Raw genomic sequence first — 19,027 nt, forward strand, 5'->3', positions numbered from 1 at the left:
CGTCCGCGCCGCCGCCGCCGAACCGCCGACCGCCCGCCCGCGCAGCAGCCCCCGGCGCGGGCCGCCGACCGGCCGGACGCCGTCCGGGCGGCGCACGCGGCGGCCGACGGGCCGGGCGCGGCGACCTGGTCGGCGGTCGGCCTGTGCGCGGCGGTCGCGGCCGCGGGCATGCTGCGACTGCGCGCCCTGCGCCGCCAGGCCCTCCGCAACGCCCGCCTCCCCGGCCGCCCGCCCGGCCCGCCCCGCCACCCCAGGAACCCGGGGCCGCGGCGCTAGGGCCCGTCTTCAAACCCGCGTCGCAGGCCCGCGGCGTCCGGTGCGTGCTCTCGGCGTGCCGGGTGGAAGGCCTCGTACTGGATGTACTTGGTCTTTCGCCCGGTGCGGCGAGAGTGCGTGCCGGGCGTCGTGGGGCAGGCGGGGGTTTGAAGACGGGCCCTAGCCCCTCCGCGCGCGGCCCGCGCGGAGGGCGCTGCGGACCGCGCGGGTGGCGACGGGGGGCAGCAGGTCGAGGAGGACGCGGCGGGTGAGCGAGCGGCGGGGGCGGGGGTGGCCCCGGTCTCGGGGCCGTCGGGGTCGTCCCAGGCGAGGCGGTGGCAGAGCTGTCCGGCGAAGTGCTCCTCGTCGAGCCGGAAGCCCTCGCCGCGCCAGTCCCGGGCGAGCAGATCGGCGCGGACGGCGTCGGGGTCGCCCCAGGTGCCGTAGAACTTCTCGGGGGTGAGCAGCACCGGTTTCAGGCCGAGGGTGAAGACGGCTTCCCAGACGGCGGCGGCCACGCCGGGGGTGTGCGGGGCGCGGTAGTCGTCGAGGGCGATCAGGCCGTTCCCGGCGAGGGCGTCGCGGGCCACCAGGATGTCGCCGGCGACGTGCTCGTACAGGTGGGAGGCGTCGACGTGGACGAAGCGGCAGCTGTCGGCGGGGATCCGGCCGTCGGCGAGCAGCGAGGTGGGGCCCTGGACGATCACCGGGAGTTCGGGGTGGAAGGCGAGGTAGTTGGCCTCGAAGGCGCGCCGGGTGAGGGTGGAGCGGTAGGACATCGACATCTCGGCGGAGTTGTCGTCGTCGGGCGCGTCCAGGTCGAACAGGTCGCAGACGGTGAAGGTCTCGCCGGGGGCCAGGTGTTCGCCGAGCAGGATGGCGGAGCGGCCCAGGTAGGTGCCCATCTCCAGCAGGTCGCCGGTGACGCGGGCGGCGGTCTGCCGGGCGAGCAGCCAGCCGAACGCCTCGCGGTCGGCGCGGAAGAACCAGCCGGGGACGTCGGCCGAGGTGGCGGGCACGGCCGGTGCGGCGGTGGTGTCGGTGAGGGACACGCGGCCTCCAGAGGAGCTGGCCGGGGCGCGGCGGCGCCCCGGCGGTTACGGTCGGCCCGGTGGACGGGCTCAGCAGAGTGTGACCGGTATCACGTTCAGTTGTCCGACGGGCGTCCCCCGGGTGGATTCGGCGTTTCGTTCGCCTCCGCGAGGGCGGCCTCGGCCTGCCGGACGGCCCGCTCGCGGGCGGCCTCCGGGTCGGCCAGCGCGGTCCAGGCGGCGCAGTACATCAGCAGCCGGGAGACGAAGTCGATCCACAGCAGCAGCGCCACCGGCACGCCGAACGCCCCGTACAGGCTGCGGCCGGCGACCGAGCCGAGGTAGGAGGAGAGCGCCAGCTTGAGCACCTCGAAGCCGACCGCGCCGATCAGCGCCCCCTGCAGCAGGGCGCGGCGCCGCTGGCCGCGGATCCGCGGGAACGGGCCGAGCAGGTAGCCGAACAGCAGCAGGCCGGCGCCGACGGCGATCACGAAGCCGAGCGCGGACAGCAGCCAGCGACCGATCCCGCCGTCGAGGCCCAGCCAGTCGGCGACCCGGTGCGCGAGCGTCGTGGCCAGCGCGGACGCGGCGAGCGAGGCCAGGCAGACCACGCCGAGGCCGAGCAGCACCACGCAGTCCCGGGCCTTCACCAGGACCGGGTTGCCGCCCTCGTCGGGCAGCCGCCACACGGTGCGGACGGCGCCGCGCATGGTGTCCACCCAGCCGAGGCCGGAGATCAGCAGCAGCAGGCCGGAGACCAGGCCGACGGCACCGGCGTTGGCGACCATCGCGTTCAGGTCGAGCGAGTCGGACAGGCCGGGCAGCTGTTCGGCGATCTTCTCCTGGAGCTGGTGCACCCGGGAGTCGGAGAGGGTGGCCAGCGCGATCGCCAGGGCCACCGTGAGCAGCGGGAACAGCGCCAGGAACCCGAAGAAGGTGACCGCCCCGGCCAGCCGGTTGCCCTGCACGTCGGCGAACAGCCGGTAGACCAGGTACGGGCGGCTGCGCAGCACCCGGGCGACCAGCGGGCCGATCAGGGGCAGCTTGGTGAGGAAGTCCACCCTCCGCTGTATACCGGGCGGGCGGTGGCGCGTCCGGGTGACGCGCCGTGGGCCGGCCCGGGGGTCAGCGGCGGACGGCGCGGCGGGCCTTGGCGAGCACCCGCAGGCTCTGGAAGCCCAGGTAGCTGCCGCGGCCGAGCAGTTCGCCGCGCATGCCCTCCGGTCCGGCGGGCGGCCGGTAGCCGGCCGGGCGGTGGCGGGCGCAGTGCTCGGCGGCGCGGCGGAAGAACTCGCGGCGGTCGGCGGCGGGGACGCGGCCGGGCTTGGTGACCACGGTGACGAGGTGGCCGAGCATCATCCGGTAGATGACGGGCCGCCAGCGGTCCAGGTCGGGGCGGGCGTCGAGGAAGGCGAACACCCGGTCGTACTGCTCGAAGACGTCGAAGTGCTTGCGGGAGGCGGTGGCGAGGATGTTGCCGCCCTCGCGGCGCTGCCGGTAGTGGACGCCGACCCGGTCGAGCAGGGTGATGGACTCGGCGGCGAGCAGCGCCGGGTAGGTCCACGGGGTGTCCTCGTAGTAGCCGGGCGGGAAGGCCAGGCCCTGCTGCTGGACGAACTCGCGGCGGTAGGCCTTGTTCCACACCACCTGGAGCAGGTCGAGCAGGTCGCGGCGCTCGTCGAGGGTGAAGGTGTCGGCGCCGGGCCGGGCGAACACGGGGGCGGACGCGGAGCGCACCACCCGGCCGTCCCAGTAGCTGCGGGCGTAGTCGTAGACCAGCAGGTCGGGGTCGCCGGTGGCGCGCAGGCGGGCGTCGGTGGCGGCCAGCAGGTCGGGGCTGAGGGTGTCGTCGCTGTCGAGGAACAGCAGGTAGTCGCCGGTGGCGAGTTCCAGGCCGGCGTTGCGGGCCGGGCCGAGGCCGACGTTCCGTTCCAGGTGGCGGACGGTGATCCGGTCGTCCCGGGCGGCGGCCTCGTCGAGGATGGCGCCGCAGCCGTCGGGCGAGCGGTCGTCGACGGCGATCAGTTCGAAATCGGTGAAGGTCTGGTGGAGGACCGACTCCAGACAGGCCGGGAGGTACTCCTCGACGGCGTGGACGGGCACGATCACGCTGAACCGCGGCATCTCTTCACTCTCCTGACCTGGCCTGGCCAGGCGCAGACTAGCAAGCCCGGAGAGGTAGGATCGCGGCCGGTGCCGGTCCGGCTTCTCCGTATTTGGCCGGGCCCACCCGGCCGCACTCCCTGAGGAAAGGCACTGCGCTCCCGATGGCCCCCCGTCTGTCCGTCGTCGTCCCGATCTACAACGTCGAGCGTTACCTCGAGGAGTGCCTGGACTCGATCGCCGCCCAGACCTTCGACGACTTCGAGTGCGTCATGGTCGACGACGGCTCGAAGGACTCCAGCGCCTCCATCGCCAAGGCGTACGCCGCGAAGGACTCCCGCTTCCGGCTGGTCCAGCAGGTGAACAAGGGTCTGGGGGCGGCCCGCAACACCGGTTACCGGCACATCTCCGAGGGCACCGAGTTCCTCGCGTTCGTCGACAGCGACGACACCATGCCGCCGTCCGCCTACGAGCTGATGATCAGCACGCTGGAGGAGACCGGCTCGGACTTCTGCACCGGCAACGTGCTGCGCTTCCGCGCCGTCGGCCACTACCAGTCGGGCGGCCACCGCAAGCCGTTCGCGGAGACCCGGCTGCGCACCCACATCACCGAGATCCCGGCGCTGGTCACCGACCGCACCGCGTGGAACAAGGTGTACCGCCGCGCGTTCTTCGACCGCGCGGGCGTGCTCTACCCCGAGGGCATCCTGTACGAGGACGCCCCGGTCTCCGTGCCGCACCACTACCTGGCCCGCCGGGTCGACGTGCTCGCCGAGCCGATCTACCACTGGCGCGAGCGGGAGGTCGGCGAGATGTCGATCACCCAGATGAAGACCAACCCGAAGGGCGTCATCGACCGGGTCAAGTCGATGGAACTGGTCCGCGAGTGGCTGAGCAAGCAGAGCGACCCGAAGTTCCGGAAGTACCTGCACTCCTACGACGAGAACAACCTCGTCGAGGAGATCCCGATGTTCTTCGGCTCGGTGCTGGAGGGCGACCCGGACTACAACGCCGCCTACCTGGAGTCGGCCGGCCGGCTGCTCCGCGCCATCGGCCCGGAGCAGGTCCGCAAGCTGCGCGCCCCGCTGCGCCTGAAGTACCACCTGACCCTGCAGGGCCGGCTGGACGAGCTGATCGAGCAGCTGCGCTTCGAGAAGGACAGCAACGGCGCCGCCCCGACCCGCGGCCTGCTCCGCCCGTACGCCGACTACCCGTTCCTGCGCGGCGGCCGCAAGAGCGTCCCCGCGGACGTGCTGCGGCTGAACAACGCCCTGGTGATGCGCTCCCGGGTGTACGAGGCCCGCTGGTCGGGCGACCGGCTGCACCTGACCGGGCACGCCTTCCCGGAGCACCTGGGCGCCGAGAACAAGCACGACATGGTCAAGGCGCTGGTGCTGCGCGAGGCCAAGGGCCGCCGCGTGGTGGCCGTGCAGACCAAGGCGGAGTTCAGCCCGGAGGCCACCTCCAGCTCCCCGCACGACCTGTACTCCTGCGACTGGGCGGGCTTCTCCGCCACCATCGACCCGCAGCGGCTCAAGCACCGCGGCGAGTGGAAGGACGGCTCCTGGCGGGTGCTGGTGGCCGGCGTCGGCAAGGGCGGCATGTACAAGGGCCGGGTGTCGGTCGGCTGGCACGACCGCGCCGAGTACGCGCCCGTGCACTGGGTCGAGGACGACGTCCGGGTGGTGCCGTGGTCGCGTGACGGCCACCTGCTGCTGCGGGTGGAGCGGGTCCGGGCCCGCGCCGTGTCGGTGACCGCCGAGGGCGGCACCGTCGAACTGCGCGGCCTGGTCCGCTCCGGCGCCGACCTGGCCGGCGCGGAGCTGCGCCTCAAGCACGCCGAGTCCGAGCGCGACGTGTTCGCGACGCTGGACCTCGGCGTCCCGGTCGGCCGCGACGTGCCGTTCACCGCGCAGTTCCCGATCGCCGAGCTGACCGCCGTCCGGGAGGCCTGGAACGCCCTCGACCCGGTCGCCGAGAAGCGCACCCGGGACCGCTGGGACCTGGAGCTCAAGCTCACCGACGGCACCGGCCTGCCGGTCGTCCTGGACGACCGCACCGCGCCCGTCGCGCTGCACCTGCCGCTGGCCGGCGGCACCCGCGCGCTCTACACCAAGCCCTCCCCCAGCGGCTACCTGCAGCTGTGCGACCAGGTGCTGCAGCCGGTCGTCGAGGAGGTGGCCCGCGCCAAGGACGGCGAGGGCTTCGTGCTCAGCGGCTCCTTCCCGCTGCCCGGCACCCACCGCTACGAGCTGGTGATCCACCACGTCAAGCGCCGCGAGGAGCACGCCTACCCGGTGGAGATCGCCGACGGCCGCTTCCGGGCCGCGCTGCCCGCCGTGCCGACCGCGTCCTTCGCCGGCCGGGTGCCGCTGCACAAGGGCACCTGGACGGTGCAGTTCCGCCCGGTCGGGGCCGCCGCCGACAGCGAGTGGCCGACCGCGGTGCTCGCCGCCTCGACGTTCGACACGCTGCCGCTGGAGGTCGAGGCCCGCGGCAAGCGGATCGCCCTGGAGCGCCGCCTGTTCGACAGCCTGTCGCTGGAGTCGCACGACCCGCTCACCGCGGCCGAGCGCAGCGGCTACCGGCAGCGGCAGCTGCGCCGCTCGTTCACCGAGCTGCAGCGGCGCCCGCTCACCGACACCGTGCTGTACCACACCGTCCGCGAGGACTGGTGGGCCGCGGACGGCGGCCTGTACGCCGACTCGCCGCGCGCCGTGCACGAGGAGCTGGTCCGCCGCGGCGAGCCGCTGCGCCACCTGTGGACCTCCGTCGACCTGCAGGCCGAGCTGCCGCAGACCGCCGAGTGCGTCCGGCACCGCTCCCCCGAGTGGTTCGAGGCCCTGGCCACGGCCAAGTACATCGTCACCTCCACCCACCTGCCGACGTACTTCCGCCGCCGCAAGGGCCAGGTGGTCCTGCAGACCTGGCAGGGCACCCCGCTGAAGCGGATCGGCACCGACTTCGAGAAGGTCTGGTTCACCGACGCCGGCTACCTGGAGCACCTCAAGGAGGAGGTGCCGCAGTGGAGCCTGCTGGTCGCGGGCAGCCGCTGGGCCGCGCCGGTGCTGCGCCGCGCCTTCGACTACCGGGGGAAGCTGCTGGAGAGCGGCTACCCGCGCAACGACCTGCTGTTCGCGCCCGACCGGGAGAAGACCGCCGAGCGGGTCCGCGAGCGGCTCGGCCTGCCCGAGGGCAAGCAGGTGGTGCTGTACGCGCCGACCTTCCGCGAGGACCGTCGCCTGCCCGAGGGCGGCTACCAGCTGAACCTGCAGCTCGACCTGGCGGCGGCCCGGGCCGCGCTCGGCGACGACCAGGTGCTGCTGGTGCGCGGCCACGAGGTGGTCCGCGGGCAGCTCCCGGAGGCCGGCAACGGCTACGTCTGGGACGTCAGCACCTACCCCGACATGGCGGAGCTGCTGCTGATCGCCGACGTCCTGGTGACGGACTACTCCGCCGCCGTGTTCGACTTCATGAACACCGGCCGCCCGGTGCTGTTCTTCACCTACGACCTGGAGCACTACCGCGACAACCTGCGCGGCTTCAGCCTGGACCTGGAGGCCTCGGCCCCCGGCCCGCTGCTCTCCACCTCCGCCGAGGTGGTCGCCGCGCTCGGCGACCTGCCGAAGGTGACCGCCGAGTACGCCGACAAGTACGAGGCCTTCCGCGAGGCGTACTGCGACCTGGACGACGGCGCCGCCGCCGCCCGGGTGGTGGACGCGCTGCTCGCCGAGAGCGAGTAGGCACCCGGAGAAGAGCCGGTTCCCGCCCCCTTGCGCAAGGGGGCGGGAACCGGCTCTTCCGTGCGTCGCGGCCGGTCTCAGGCGACCTCGACGCCGCGCTGGACCGGGAGCGCCACCGCCGGACGCTGCCCGCCCGGGCGCCGGCGGCCGGGGCACCGGCGGCCGGGCGCTCGTAGGGGCCGGGCACCGGGAAGTACGCGGCCAGGAACTCGGCCATCGCCCGGTCCTGCTCGTCCGCGGGGCTGCCGTCGCCGGCGCCGTCGGCCAGGCAGAACACCTTGAGGTCGCGGTCCTCCAGCAGCCGGAGCAGCCGGGCCCGGTCCTCGGCCCGGTCCACCGCGAGGTAGGCGTGGGCGAGGGCGCCGTCGACCGCGGCGCCGCGCAGCTGCGCGTGGTACAGCGCCAGCGTGACGGGGGCGACGTCCGTCGCGGACCGGAACGCGGAGCGGCCGGTGGCCTCCAGCTCGGCGCGCCAGCGCCGTTCGGCGTCCTCCAGCAGGGTGCGCCGCAGCGCGTAGGGGACGTGCGCGAGCACCCGGGTGAAGGCCCGGCCGTGGTCGCGTTCCAGGGCCCGCCGGGTGTTCTGCTGGGCGGCGGTGTACACGTCGGCGGTGCCGGCGGCCGCGGACGGCGGGACGATCCGGGTGTCGCGGAACACCCGGGGCAGCCCGTTGCCGAGGAAGAAGTCCTCGGGGGCGACCGGCGCACCGAGGAACATGTCGTCGTTGAAGTACAGGAAGTGCTCGGCCAGGCCGGGGATCCGGTGCAGTCCGGTCTCGATCGCGTGCGAGTTGAACACCGGCCCGCCGGGCAGCAGTCGACGGTGCGACACCACGGTCAGGCCGGGCACGGACGGGTCCAGCCAGGACGGCGTCTGGTCGTCGGTGACCAGGAAGATCCGCCGGATCCAGGGGGCGTACATGGCGATCGAGCGCAGGCAGTGGCGCAGTTCGTCGCGGTCGCGGTAGCGGTGGTCGGCGTCGTCGTGCCCGGGGGCGCCGTCCGGCGCGCGCCCGCCGAACACCCGGGCGCGGGCGGCGTCGCGGCGCTCGCGCCAGGCGGGGTCGCTGTCGTCGACCCAAGTGATCACGGCGTCCACGGGGAAGCGGACGTCCTCCGGCAGGGCGTGCAGGAAGGGCTCGGCGACCGGGTAGTCGCGGTCGCCGACCCGGACGGTGCCGGCCGCCTCCAGCGAGGGCAGCCACCAGCCGAACGGGGTTTCGTCGATCGACGCGACCGCGCCGTCGGCCGTCCCGTCGGCGTCCCAGAACTCCAGGTCGCAGCCGTGGTCCTGGCCGTAGTAGAGGGTGCGGGTGGCGGTCACCACCGGCCGGTACAGGCGCACGCCCTTGACCCGCTCGGGCGGCTCCGGCGGTTCGACGGGCTCCGCGGGCCCGTCGGCGTCCTGCGGCTGCCCGGGCGCGGGCGGCGGCAGTTCGTGCTCGGCGACGGCGGCCGGCAGGTTCTCGGCGAGCACGGTGCGGTGGACGCTGCCGTGGCCGAGCAGGGCGGCGTACACGGCGGTGCCGGGGAAGGCGTCGGCGACGGCGGCCAGCGCCCGCTCGCGCTGCCCGGGGGGCACGGCCAGCCGGTGGCGCGGGCCGCGGTCGGGGATCAGCAGGTAGCGCACGCCGGCGGCGTCGAGCGCCGCGGCGGCGGCGGTCAGGTTGGCCTCGCGGGCCTGCGGGGCGAGCAGGTCGTCGCGGAGCTCGGCCAGCCGGTCGCGGTGGCGGACCAGGCGGCGGTCGGCGGTGAGCAGTTCGTCCTCGCGGACCCGCTGCGGGTCGGGCGGCGGCGCGGCCGGAGGCGCCGGCAGCGGGGGCGGCGGGGGTGCGGGCAGCAGGCCCAGCGAGCGGAGCATCCGGCCTGCCAAACGCCGTGCCGGCCTGAGCACCGACCGCCTGCTCACATTGCTCTCCCGCCGCGTGATGATCCGCTTCGAAAGTAACAACGACGAACAGCAGGGTGAAGAAATGGCAAAGGACTCCCAGACAACTCCAGGAATCCGCAGGTGGAACGCTCAGCCTCGGCCGAAGGCGTAGCTGCGCCAGGGCCGCCACACGCCGTCCGTGCCGAACAGCGACAGCACGAACTCGGTCACCTCGAACACGGCGCGGAATCCGCGGGACTGCTCCTGCGCCTCGTCGAGGACGGCGTCGGGCAGCCCGTGGGCGACGGTGACGTGCGGGTGGTAGGGGAAGGCGAGCTCGCGGGCCAGCGGCCCGGAGCGGACCTCGGCCTCCAGCTCGCGGCACTCCTGCGCGCCCTCCTCGACCCGGACGAACACCACCGGCGAGACCGGCCGGAACGTGCCGGTGCCCTGCAGCAGCATCCGGAACGGGCGCTGCGCGGCGGCCACCGCCCGCAGGTGCTGCTCGATCCCGGGCAGCAGGGCGGTGCTGGTCCCGGTGGGCGGCAGCAGAGTGACGTGGGTGGGTATCGACCGGGCCTGCGGGTCGCCGTGGCCGGCCCGGGTGTCCTGCACCTGGCTGCCGTACGGTTCCGGGACGTGTATGGACACGCCGATGGTGACGGCCTCGTCGAGACCGTCACCGTCGGGGGCGGCAGCCGTCGGCATCAGCGCTTCGGCGCCAGGAAGCCGACGCGGTCGTACACCTCGGCGAGCGTCTCGGACGCCACCGCGCGGGCCTTGTCGGCGCCGAGCGCCAGCACCCGGTCGAGCTCGGCCGGGTCGTCCAGGTAGCCCTGGACGCGGGTCTGGAACGGGGTGACCCAGTCGGTGAACAGCTCGGCCAGCTCGGTCTTCAGGGCGCCGTACATCTTGCCCTCGAAGTGCGCGACCAGCTGCTCGATGCTCATCCCGCTGAGCGCGGAGTGGATCCGCAGCAGGTTGGAGACGCCGGGCTTGTTCGCCTCGTCGTAGCTGACCACCGTGTCGGTGTCGGTGACGGCGCTCTTGAACTTCTTCGCGCTGGTCTTCGGCGCGTCGAGCAGGTTGATCAGGCCCTTGTCGCTGGCCGCGGACTTGCTCATCTTCGCGGCCGGGTCCTGCAGGTCCTGGATCTTGGCGGTGGCCTTCAGGATGTACGGCTCGGGGACGGTGAACGTCTTGCCGTAGCGGGTGTTGAAGCGCTCCGCGAGGTCGCGGGTCAGCTCCAGGTGCTGGCGCTGGTCCTCGCCGACCGGGACGGCCTGCGCCTGGTACAGCAGGACGTCGGCGACCATCAGCACCGGGTAGGTGAACAGGCCGACGGTGGTGCGGTCGGCGCCCTGCTTGAGCGACTTGTCCTTGAACTGCGTCATCCGGGACGCCTCGCCGAAGCCGGTGAGGCAGTTCATCACCCAGGCCAGCTGGGTGTGCTCCGGCACGTGCGACTGCAGGAACAGGGTGCAGCGCTCGGGGTCGAGGCCGGCGCCGAGCAGCTGCGCGGCGGAGATCCTGGAGTTCTGCCGCAGCGCCGCCGGGTCCTGCTCGACGGTGATCGCGTGCAGGTCGACGACCATGTAGAAGGCGTCGTTGGCCTCCTGCAGGTCGACCCACTGGCGCACCGCGCCGAGGTAGTTGCCCAGGTGGAAGGAGCCTGAGGTGGGCTGGATGCCGGAGAGCACCCGGGGACGGTCCTTCACCGGACCGGTGACCGCTGCGTTGACCATGCGGCCCATTGTTCCAGTTCCCCCGGCCGCTCAGGAAACCTCCGGCCCACCCGGGTTGGGCAGTGTGACGGCGCTCACCCGCAGCCGTTCGATCCGGCGCCCGTCGAGCAGCGCCACGGTGAGCCGCGCGCCGGAGCCGGTGAGCACCTGGTCGCCCTTCTCCGGCAGCCGGCCCAGCTCGCGCACCACGTACCCGGCCACCGTCTCGTAGGGGCCCTCGGGCAGCACGAAGCCGGTCTCCTCGGCGAAGTCGGCGAGGTTGAGCAGGCCGTCGATCTCCACGCCGCCGCCGGCCAGCCGGCGGGTCGCGGTGGTGTCCTGCGCGTCGTACTCGTCGCGGATCTCGCCGATCACCTCCTCGACCAGGTCCTCCAGGGTGACGATGCCCGCGGTGCCGCCGTACTCGTCGACCACGATGGCCAGGTGGTGGCCCTCGCGGCGCATCTCGCTCATCGCCTCCAGCACCCGCTTGGTGGCGGGCAGCAGCTTGACCGGCCGGGCCAGGTCGCGGACCCGGGCCGCCTCCTCGCCGCGCACCCCGTACAGGTCGCGGACGTGCACGAAGCCGGTGACGGCGTCGTAGGAGCCCTCCACCACGGGGTAGCGGGAGTGCGGGGACGAGTCGGTCTCGGCGCGGACCTCGCGCACCAGCCGGTCGGCGTCCAGGAAGGTCACCTCGGTGCGCGGCACCATCACCTCGCGCAGCTGGCGCTCCCCCGCCGCGAACACCTCGTTGATCAACTGGCGTTCGTCCGAGCCGAGTTCGGTGTTGGCGGCGACCAGGCCGCGGAGCTCCTCGGGGCTCATCACGCCGCGCCCGGCGTACGGGTCGCCGCCCAGCAGACGCACCATCAGGTTGGTGGAGCGGCCGAGCAGCCAGATCGCCGGGCGCAGCACCACCGACATCACGTCGACCACCGGCGCGGCCAGCAGCGCGATCGACTCGGCCCGCTGAAGGCCGATCCGCTTCGGCGTCAGCTCGCCCAGCACCAGGGACGCGTAGGAGATCACCAGGGTCAGGCCGACCAGGGCCACCGCGTCCGCGACGCCGTCCGACAGACCGGCCCGGACGAACACCGGGGCGAGCTTCCCGGCCAGCGTGTCGGCGCCGAACGCGGCCGACAGGAAGCCCATGCACGTCACCCCGACCTGCACGGCGGCCAGGAACCGGTTCGGGTCCGCCGCCAGGTGCGCGGCCCGGGCGGCCCGGCGCGAGCCGACCGCCTCCAGGGTGCGGATCTGTCCCTCCCGCAGCGAGATCAGCGCGATCTCGGCGACGTTGAACAGCCCGCCCAGCATGATGAACACCAGGACGAGCGCGGCGTCCTGCAGGGTTTCGCTCACGGCCCGAGTGTAGGAGAACGGCCGGTCGCCCCGTGGGCGCCCGGCCGTTCCTTCACACGTGGTGCGGCGGCACTCAGATGAGGCCGAGCTCCTGCACCGCGTCGCGCTCCTCGGCGAGCTCCTTGACGGAGGCGTCGATCCGGGCGCGGTCGAACTCGGAGAGCTCCAGGCCCTGGACGATCTCGAACTTGCCGTCCTTGGTGGTGACCGGGAACGAGGAGATCAGGCCCTCCGGCACGCCGTACGAGCCGTCGGAGACGATGCCCATCGAGGTCCAGTCGCCGGCCGGGGTGCCGTTGACCCAGGTGTACACGTGGTCGATGGCGGCGTTGGCGGCCGAGGCGGCCGAGGACGCGCCGCGGACCTCGATGATCTCGGCGCCGCGCTTGGCGACCTTCGGGATGAAGAAGTCCTCGACCCAGCTCTGCTCGGCGCCGACGGCGTCGAACGCGGCCTTGCCGGAGATCTCCGCGTGGAACAGGTCCGGGTACTGGGTGGCGGAGTGGTTGCCCCAGATGGTGACCTTCTTGACGTCCTCGACCGTCACGCCGGCCTTCTTCGCCAGCTGGGCGACGGCGCGGTTGTGGTCCAGGCGGGTCATCGCGGTGAAGCGCTCGGCCGGCACGTCCGGGGCGTTGCGCTGGGCGATCAGGGCGTTGGTGTTGGCCGGGTTGCCGACCACCAGGACCTTGATGTCGTCCGCGGCGTGGGCGTTGATCGCCTTGCCCTGCGGGCCGAAGATGCCGCCGTTGGCGGACAGCAGGTCGCCGCGCTCCATGCCCGCGGTGCGCGGACGGGCGCCGACCAGCAGCGCCACGTTGGCGCCGTCGAACGCCACGTTCGCCTGGTCGGTGATGGTGATGTCGCGCAGCAGCGGGAACGCGCAGTCGTCGAGCTCCATCGCGACACCCTCGGCGGCCTTCACGCCCTGCGGGATCTCCAGCAGGCGCAGGTTCACCGGAACGTCGGCACCCAGCAGGTGACCGGAGGCGATGCGGAAGAGCAGCGCGTAGCCGATCTGGCCGGCCGCTCCGGTAACGGTGACGTTGACGGGGGTGCGAGTCATATCTACCTTCTCCAGCAAATCGCCAGGCGCCCCAGGCACATCGGCGCACTGGAGCCGAGGATGATCTCTCGATATCGAGAGACCTGGGCCAGGCTATCGCGAAGGCAGGTGGGTACGAAAACAGGGGCACGAGGAACCGTGCGTGGTTCCCCGCGCCCCTGGTGGTGCGCGTGCCGCGTTCTCAGTGCACCGGGTGCCCGATCAGCCGGCCGATGTTGTCGAGCACCGGGATGCTCAGCCACGGGTTGGGCTGGGCGACCAGCGTGAGCAGCACGATGACGCCGCCGAGCGCGAACATCAGGGTGACGTCGGTGAACCGGCTGCGGACGGCGAGCATGCCGACGTCCGGGACGCCGAGCCGGAGCAGCGCGCCGAGCAGTGGCGCCGCGCCGACCGCGAGCAGCCCGAGCCGGAAGTTCCCGGCCCAGGTGACGAGCAGCCCGAGGGCGGCGACGGCGAGGACCAGCGTGATCGGCCACTGCCGCACGGGGAGGGTGTGGCCGCGGCCGAGCGCCGCCGCGGAGCCCTCCGGCGGGAGGGTGCCTTCGGTGGTGACGGGGCGGCGGCGGGTGCGCCTCATGACGCCGGGCACCGGTGTCAGACGCCGGCGCGGCGCTCGGCCGCCTCGACGATGTTGTTGAGGAGCATCGCGCGGGTCATCGGGCCGACGCCGCCGGGGTTCGGGGAGATCCACGCGGCGACCTCGGCGACGCCGGGGTGCACGTCGCCGACGATCTTGCCCTCGCTGCGGGAGACGCCGACGTCGAGGACGGCCGCGCCGGGCTTGACGTCCTCGGGCTTGACCAGGTGCGGGACGCCCGCGGCGGCGACGACGATGTCGGCGTTGCGCAGGTGCGCGGCGAGGTCGCGGGTGCCGGTGTGGCAGAGCGTCACGGTGGCGTTCTCGCTGCGGCGGGTGAGCAGCAGGCCGATGGAGCGGCCGACGGTGATGCCGCGGCCGACCACCACGACCTCGGCGCCGTCGATGGCGACGTCGTGGCGGCGCAGCAGTTCGACGATGCCGAGCGGGGTGCAGGGCAGCGGGCCGTCGATGCCGAGGACGAGGCGGCCGAGCGAGGTCGGGTGCAGGCCGTCGGCGTCCTTGTCGGGGTCCATGAGTTCGAGGACGCGGTTCTGGTCCAGGCCCTTGGGGAGCGGCAGCTGGACGATGTAGCCGGTGCAGGCCGGGTCGGCGTTGAGCTCGCGGACGACGTTCTCGACGTCCTCCTGGCTCGCGGTGGCGGGGAGTTCGCGCTGGATCGAGGCGATGCCGATCTCCGCGCAGTCGCGGTGCTTGCCGTTGACGTACCACCGGCTGCCCGGGTCGTCGCCGACCAGGACGGTGCCGAGGCCGGGGACGACGCCCCGCTCCTTGAGGGCCGCCACGCGGACGGCGAGTTCGGACTTGATCGCGGCCGCGGTGGCCTTGCCATCGAGAATCTGGGCAGTCATGGGCACCATTCTCCACCCCGGCGAAGGGTTGCGGTTGTGCCACATTCGTGCGCGCCACGCCGCAGTCGGCTGGACATCGCAGGTGGGTGCGCACAACGATGTTGACCGAGCACTGCGCCCGCCGGCCCGGTGACCGGCCGTCGGACCAGACGGGGGAGAGCACGGGGGACCGAGAGATGAGCAATCCGTACCAGCAGCCCGACCCGTACAACGGGAGCGGCTACGGCCAGCAGCCCCAGCAGCCGGGCTACGGCTACCCACAGCAGCCGCCGCAGCAGCCCAACTACGGCTACCCGCAGGCACCTCAGCAGCCGCAGGGCTACGGGTACCCGCAGGCCCCGCAGCAGCCCTATCCGCCGGTGTACCCGGCGGCCCCGCCGCAGAACACGCTGGCGACCGCGTCGGCCGCGATCGGCGTGGTGTCGATCCTGACGGTGTGTTTCTACGGGTGGCTGCTGGCGCTGGTCGGGGTCGGCCTGGGCATCGGCGCGTTGAACAAGTCCTCGCAGCTCGGCGGTCAGGGTCGCGGCGTGGCGATCGGCGGCATCGTGATCAACACCTTGGCGTTGCTGATCGGTGTGGCGGTGGTCGTGCTGTACGTCGTCATCCCCAAGTGAGTTCCCGGTGACCGCGGTCCGGCAGTTCGGCCCGGTGGAGCGCTGGCGCAGGTCGGCGGGGACCACCGCGGGCGGGCTGTCGCGGGTGCTGGTCCGGGGCCTGGGCGCGGCGGTCGTCGCGGTGGCCGCGGCGCTGGTGCACGACGCCCACGACCCGGGCGTGCTGTGCCCGTTGCGCCGATTCACCGGGATTCCGTGCCCGGGCTGCGGGTCGACCACGGTCTTCATCGAGGCGGGCCACGGGAACCTGCTCGGCGCGGTGGCCGCGAACCCGGTGACGGTGGTGGTGGCGCTCGGTCTGCTGGTGGCCCCGCTGGGCCCGGCCGGTGGTGGTGGCGCCTGCCCAACTCCCGTCGCAACGCCGTGATCTGGGGGGCCGCGGCGGTCTCCTGGGCCTGGCAGTTGCACCGCTACGGCTTCCTCCCGGTGTGAGCCGCCCTACTCGTTCGTCCTTTCCCCTTAGCGCCGTCAGGGGCATCCGCTAGTCTCCCGTCCCGGTCGGTACGTCAACTGCCCGTCCGTCCACGGGGCTTCCAGCCGTCCGTCCACAACTCGCATCCTGCCCGGAGGCATTGAAAATGAGTTACCCGCCCGACCCCAACAACCCGTACGGCCAGCAGCCCCCGCAGCAGCCGGGCTACGGCTACCCGCAGCAGCCGCCGGCCGCCCCGGGCTACGGCTACCCGCAGGCCCCGGCGCCGGGCTACGGCATCCCGCAGCAGGGCTACGGCTACCCGCAGCAGGGCTACCCGGGCGTCCCGCCGTACGCGGGCTGGGGCAGCCGCGTGCTGGCGTACATCATCGACTACTTCATCGTCGGCATCCCGAGCGGCATCCTGTACGGCATCGGTGTCGGGCAGACCGCCAGCAGCCTGAGCTGCACCACCAGCTCGTCCGGCATCAGCCACTGCACCACCTCCAGCTCGGGCAGCGGCACCGTCTTCGTGCTGCTGGGCGGTCTGGTCGCGCTGATCGGCTGGCTGATCCTGCTGTACCGGGTCGGCACCACGGGTCAGACCCCGGGCAAGAAGGCCATGGGCATCCGCCTGGCGCGTGAGGCCGACGGCCAGAACATCGGCTTCGGCCTGGCGGTCGTCCGCTTCCTGTGCCACATCCTGGACGGCTTCTGCTGCATCGGTTACCTGTGGCCGCTGTGGGACGAGAAGAAGCAGACCTTCGCCGACAAGATCATGAGCACCGTGGTCGTCCGGACCAAGTGACCGTGAGCCCGAAGGGCCCGCACACCTCGCGGTGTGCGGGCCCTTCGGTGCGTTCGGGGCGGCTCAGTGGAAGAAGTGCCGGGTCCCGGAGAAGTACATGGTCACGCCGGCCTTCTCGGCGGCGGCGATCACCTCTTCGTCGCGGATCGAACCGCCGGGCTGCACCACGGCCTTGACGCCCGCGGCGAGCAGGATCTCCAGGCCGTCGGCGAACGGGAAGAACGCGTCGGAGGCGGCGTAGGAGCCGGCGGCGCGCTCGCCGGCCCGGGTGACGGCCAGCTTGCAGGAGTCGACCCGGTTGACCTGGCCCATGCCGACGCCGACCGAGGCGCCGTCCTTGGCGAGCAGGATCGCGTTGGACTTGACGGCCCGGCAGGCCCGCCAGGCGAAGGCGAGTTCGGCCAGCTCGGCCTCATCCAGCGCCTCGCCGGTGGCCAGCGTCCAGGCGGCCGGGTCGTCGCCCTCGGCGTCGACCCGGTCGACCTGCTGGAGCAGCACGCCGCCGGAGATCCGGCGGGACTCCAGCCGGTCGGCGGGGGCCTCGGGGGCGAGCAGCACCCGCAGGTTCTTCTTCTTGGTCAGCACCTCCAGGGCGCCGTCCTCGTAGCCGGGGGCGACCACGACCTCGGTGAAGATCGGGGCGATCTGCTCGGCGAGCTCGACGGTGACCGGGCGGTTGACGGCGATCACGCCGCCGTACGCGGAGACCGGGTCGCAGGCGTGCGCCTTGCGGTGCGCCTCGGCGACGTCCGCGCCGGTGGCGATGCCGCACGGGTTGGCGTGCTTGATGATCGCGACGGCGGGGCCGGCGTGGTCGTAGGCGGCGCGGCGGGCGGCGTCGGTGTCCACGTAGTTGTTGTAGGACATCTCCTTGCCGTGCAGCTGCTGCGCGCCCGCGAGGCCGCCGGTGCCGTCGGTGTAGAGCGCGGCCTGCTGGTGCGGGTTCTCGCCGTAGCGCAGGACGTTGCCGAGCTCCCAGGTGTTGCCCAGGAAGGACGGGAACGCGGCGTCGGACTCGGTGTAGCCGGACTCCTCGAACCAGCTCGCGACGGCCACGTCGTACGCGGCGGTGTGCGCGAACGCGGCGGCGGCCAGGCGCTTGCGGGTCAGCAGGTCGAAGCCGCCGCCCCGGACGGCGGTCAGCACGTCCGCGTAGCGGGCCGGGTCGACGACGACGGCCACCGAGGGGTGGTTCTTGGCGGCGGCGCGGACCATCGACGGGCCGCCGATGTCGATCTGCTCGACGCACTCGTCGGGGGTGGCGCCGGAGGCGACGGTGGCGGTGAACGGGTACAGGTTCACCACGACCAGGTCGAAGGGCTCCACGCCGAGCTCGGCGAGCTGCGCGCGGTGCGACTCCAGGCGCAGGTCGGCGAGGACGCCGGCGTGCACCCGCGGGTGCAGGGTCTTGACCCGGCCGTCCAGGCACTCGGGGAAGCCGGTCAGCTCGGAGACCTCGGTGACCGGTACGCCCGCGGCAGCGATCCTCCCGGCGGTGGAGCCGGTGGAGACGATGGCGACCCCGGCGGCGTGCAGGCCCTGGGCCAGCTCCTCCAGCCCGGTCTTGTCGTAGACGCTGATCAGCGCGCGCCGGATCGGGCGCACGTTCTCGGAGACGGGCTTGTTGGCGGAGGAAGCGGCGCTCATGCCGGAATCCATACCTTTCGGTCTTCGATGCGGTGTCCTTCGCGGGCCAGCCGGCCCACGACCTCGACGAGCAGCTTGCGCTCGACAGTCTTGATGCGCTCGTGCAGCGCCTCGCCGCCGTCCTCGTGGTCGGCGTCCTCGACCTGCACCACGCCCTGGGCGAGGATCGGCCCGGTGTCGACGCCGGCGTCCACCAGGTGCACGGTGCAGCCGGTGACCTTGACGCCGTACGCCAGCGCGTCGGGGACGCCGTGCGCGCCGGGGAAGGCGGGCAGCAGCGCGGGGTGGGTGTTGACGGTGCGTCCGGCGAAGGCGCCGACGAACGCGGGGCCGAGGATCTTCATGAACCCGGCACTGACCACCAGGTCGGGCCGGTACGACGCCACCACGGCGGTCAGTGCGGCGTCCCAGGCGGCCCGGTCGGCGTGGTCCCCGACCCGCTCGACGAAGACCGGGATGCCGGCCTTCTCGGCCCGGTCGATCCCGGCGATGCCGTTCCGGTCGGCGCCGACCGCGACGATCTCCGCGCCGTAGGCGGGGTCGGCGGCGGCGTCGATCAGCGCCTGCAGGTTAGTGCCTGAGCCGGAGACCAGGACCACCAGCCGGGCCGGGCCGGGGGTGCGGGGCGGGAACACTTGGGCGTCAGCGGCAGCCACGGCGCGAGTCTCCGTAGGTCGGTGTCGCCCGCTGGTACGTCCACCGTCGGTGGGGCCACTACGGGCGGCGGCAGGTCGGGAGCCTTCGGCGGACGCCGGGCGGCCGCGGCGCTGCGGGGCCCGGGGAACCGTCGGGTGCTGCCGACCGTCACCACGATAACGGCTGGTGGGAGGCCACCTGTCACCACCCGGCAACGCTACGCGCGTAGTTGAGACGGGGATCTCCCGGCCGCCCGGCACCGGTCCGGCAGGGTGCCGTACAGCCGCCGGGCGCTTGG

15 protein-coding genes and 1 pseudogene are annotated in these 19,027 nt (G+C 73.1%); 4 read left to right on the top strand and 12 right to left on the bottom strand.

What is annotated here, in order from left to right:
• Positions 1–272: 272 nt before the first annotated feature.
• The 3 genes from KCH_RS47205 to KCH_RS15010 form a co-directional block, all read right to left on the bottom strand.
• The gene (locus KCH_RS47205) at positions 273–1,307 is read right to left on the bottom strand and encodes a class I SAM-dependent methyltransferase (RefSeq protein ID WP_425268770.1); all 1,035 of its coding nucleotides are present in this window, start codon (positions 1,305–1,307) and stop codon (positions 273–275) included.
• A 95-nt stretch (positions 1,308–1,402) separates the two neighbouring features.
• Positions 1,403–2,347, bottom strand: coding sequence for a YihY/virulence factor BrkB family protein (locus KCH_RS15005; RefSeq protein WP_051653095.1), 945 nt, complete (start codon positions 2,345–2,347; stop codon positions 1,403–1,405).
• Between the two features lie 64 nt (positions 2,348–2,411).
• Positions 2,412–3,410 carry a glycosyltransferase family 2 protein gene (locus tag KCH_RS15010; protein WP_051653096.1) on the bottom strand — a complete coding sequence of 333 codons (999 nt, stop codon included), beginning with the start codon at positions 3,408–3,410 and terminating at the stop codon, positions 2,412–2,414.
• Between the two features lie 143 nt (positions 3,411–3,553).
• Between KCH_RS15010 and KCH_RS15015 the strand changes: the two genes are divergently transcribed.
• Complete coding sequence (locus tag KCH_RS15015; RefSeq protein WP_035863384.1) at positions 3,554–7,132, top strand: bifunctional glycosyltransferase/CDP-glycerol:glycerophosphate glycerophosphotransferase; 3,579 nt, start codon at positions 3,554–3,556, stop codon at positions 7,130–7,132.
• A gap of 169 nt (positions 7,133–7,301) precedes the next feature.
• Here KCH_RS15015 and KCH_RS44485 read toward each other — a convergent pair.
• From KCH_RS44485 to KCH_RS15050, 7 genes and pseudogenes are all read right to left on the bottom strand, one after another.
• A pseudogene (locus KCH_RS44485) lies at positions 7,302–8,993 on the bottom strand (stealth conserved region 3 domain-containing protein); the annotation flags it as partial.
• Between the two features lie 159 nt (positions 8,994–9,152).
• Positions 9,153–9,710, bottom strand: a complete 558-nt coding sequence (locus KCH_RS15025; protein WP_051653097.1) for a 2'-5' RNA ligase family protein — start codon at positions 9,708–9,710, stop codon at positions 9,153–9,155.
• Positions 9,710–10,747, bottom strand: coding sequence for a tryptophan--tRNA ligase (gene trpS, locus KCH_RS15030; RefSeq protein ID WP_035872182.1), 1,038 nt, complete (start codon positions 10,745–10,747; stop codon positions 9,710–9,712). Before trpS ends, KCH_RS15025 begins: the two co-directional genes overlap by 1 nt.
• A gap of 30 nt (positions 10,748–10,777) precedes the next feature.
• Positions 10,778–12,091 carry a hemolysin family protein gene (locus tag KCH_RS15035; protein WP_035863386.1) on the bottom strand — a complete coding sequence of 438 codons (1,314 nt, stop codon included), beginning with the start codon at positions 12,089–12,091 and terminating at the stop codon, positions 10,778–10,780.
• 73 nt (positions 12,092–12,164) lie between these two features.
• On the bottom strand, positions 12,165–13,157 hold the full coding sequence (locus tag KCH_RS15040) for a malate dehydrogenase (RefSeq protein ID WP_035863388.1): 993 nt from the start codon (positions 13,155–13,157) through the stop codon (positions 12,165–12,167).
• 181 nt (positions 13,158–13,338) lie between these two features.
• The gene (locus KCH_RS15045; protein WP_051653098.1) at positions 13,339–13,737 is read right to left on the bottom strand and encodes a DUF3017 domain-containing protein; all 399 of its coding nucleotides are present in this window, start codon (positions 13,735–13,737) and stop codon (positions 13,339–13,341) included.
• 17 nt (positions 13,738–13,754) lie between these two features.
• Positions 13,755–14,609 (bottom strand): bifunctional methylenetetrahydrofolate dehydrogenase/methenyltetrahydrofolate cyclohydrolase, encoded by an 855-nt coding sequence (locus KCH_RS15050; protein ID WP_035863390.1) that lies wholly within the window; start codon positions 14,607–14,609, stop codon positions 13,755–13,757.
• Between the two features lie 176 nt (positions 14,610–14,785).
• Here KCH_RS15050 and KCH_RS41345 point away from each other — a divergent pair, with 176 nt between their 5' ends.
• From KCH_RS41345 to KCH_RS15065, 3 genes are all read left to right on the top strand, one after another.
• Positions 14,786–15,226 (top strand): DUF4190 domain-containing protein, encoded by a 441-nt coding sequence (locus KCH_RS41345; RefSeq protein WP_051653099.1) that lies wholly within the window; start codon positions 14,786–14,788, stop codon positions 15,224–15,226.
• A gap of 7 nt (positions 15,227–15,233) precedes the next feature.
• Entirely contained in the window at positions 15,234–15,593 is a 360-nt protein-coding gene (locus KCH_RS15060) for a DUF2752 domain-containing protein (protein WP_035863393.1), read from the top strand.
• 211 nt (positions 15,594–15,804) lie between these two features.
• A complete protein-coding gene (locus KCH_RS15065; protein ID WP_035863395.1) occupies positions 15,805–16,446 on the top strand; it encodes an RDD family protein in 642 nt (213 codons plus the stop codon).
• Positions 16,447–16,509: 63 nt separating this feature from the next.
• Here the strand turns inward: KCH_RS15065 and purH are convergent, their stop codons facing one another.
• Positions 16,510–18,093: a bifunctional phosphoribosylaminoimidazolecarboxamide formyltransferase/IMP cyclohydrolase gene (purH, locus tag KCH_RS15070; protein WP_035863397.1), complete on the bottom strand. Its 1,584-nt coding sequence runs from the start codon at positions 18,091–18,093 to the stop codon at positions 16,510–16,512.
• Positions 18,090–18,749, bottom strand: coding sequence for a phosphoribosylglycinamide formyltransferase (gene purN, locus KCH_RS15075; protein ID WP_244305334.1), 660 nt, complete (start codon positions 18,747–18,749; stop codon positions 18,090–18,092). The genes purH and purN overlap by 4 nt, the downstream gene beginning before the upstream one ends.
• Positions 18,750–19,027: the final 278 nt, after the last annotated feature.

It is taken from the genome of Kitasatospora cheerisanensis KCTC 2395, from assembly GCF_000696185.1.
In the GTDB taxonomy this organism is placed as follows: domain Bacteria; phylum Actinomycetota; class Actinomycetes; order Streptomycetales; family Streptomycetaceae; genus Kitasatospora; species Kitasatospora cheerisanensis.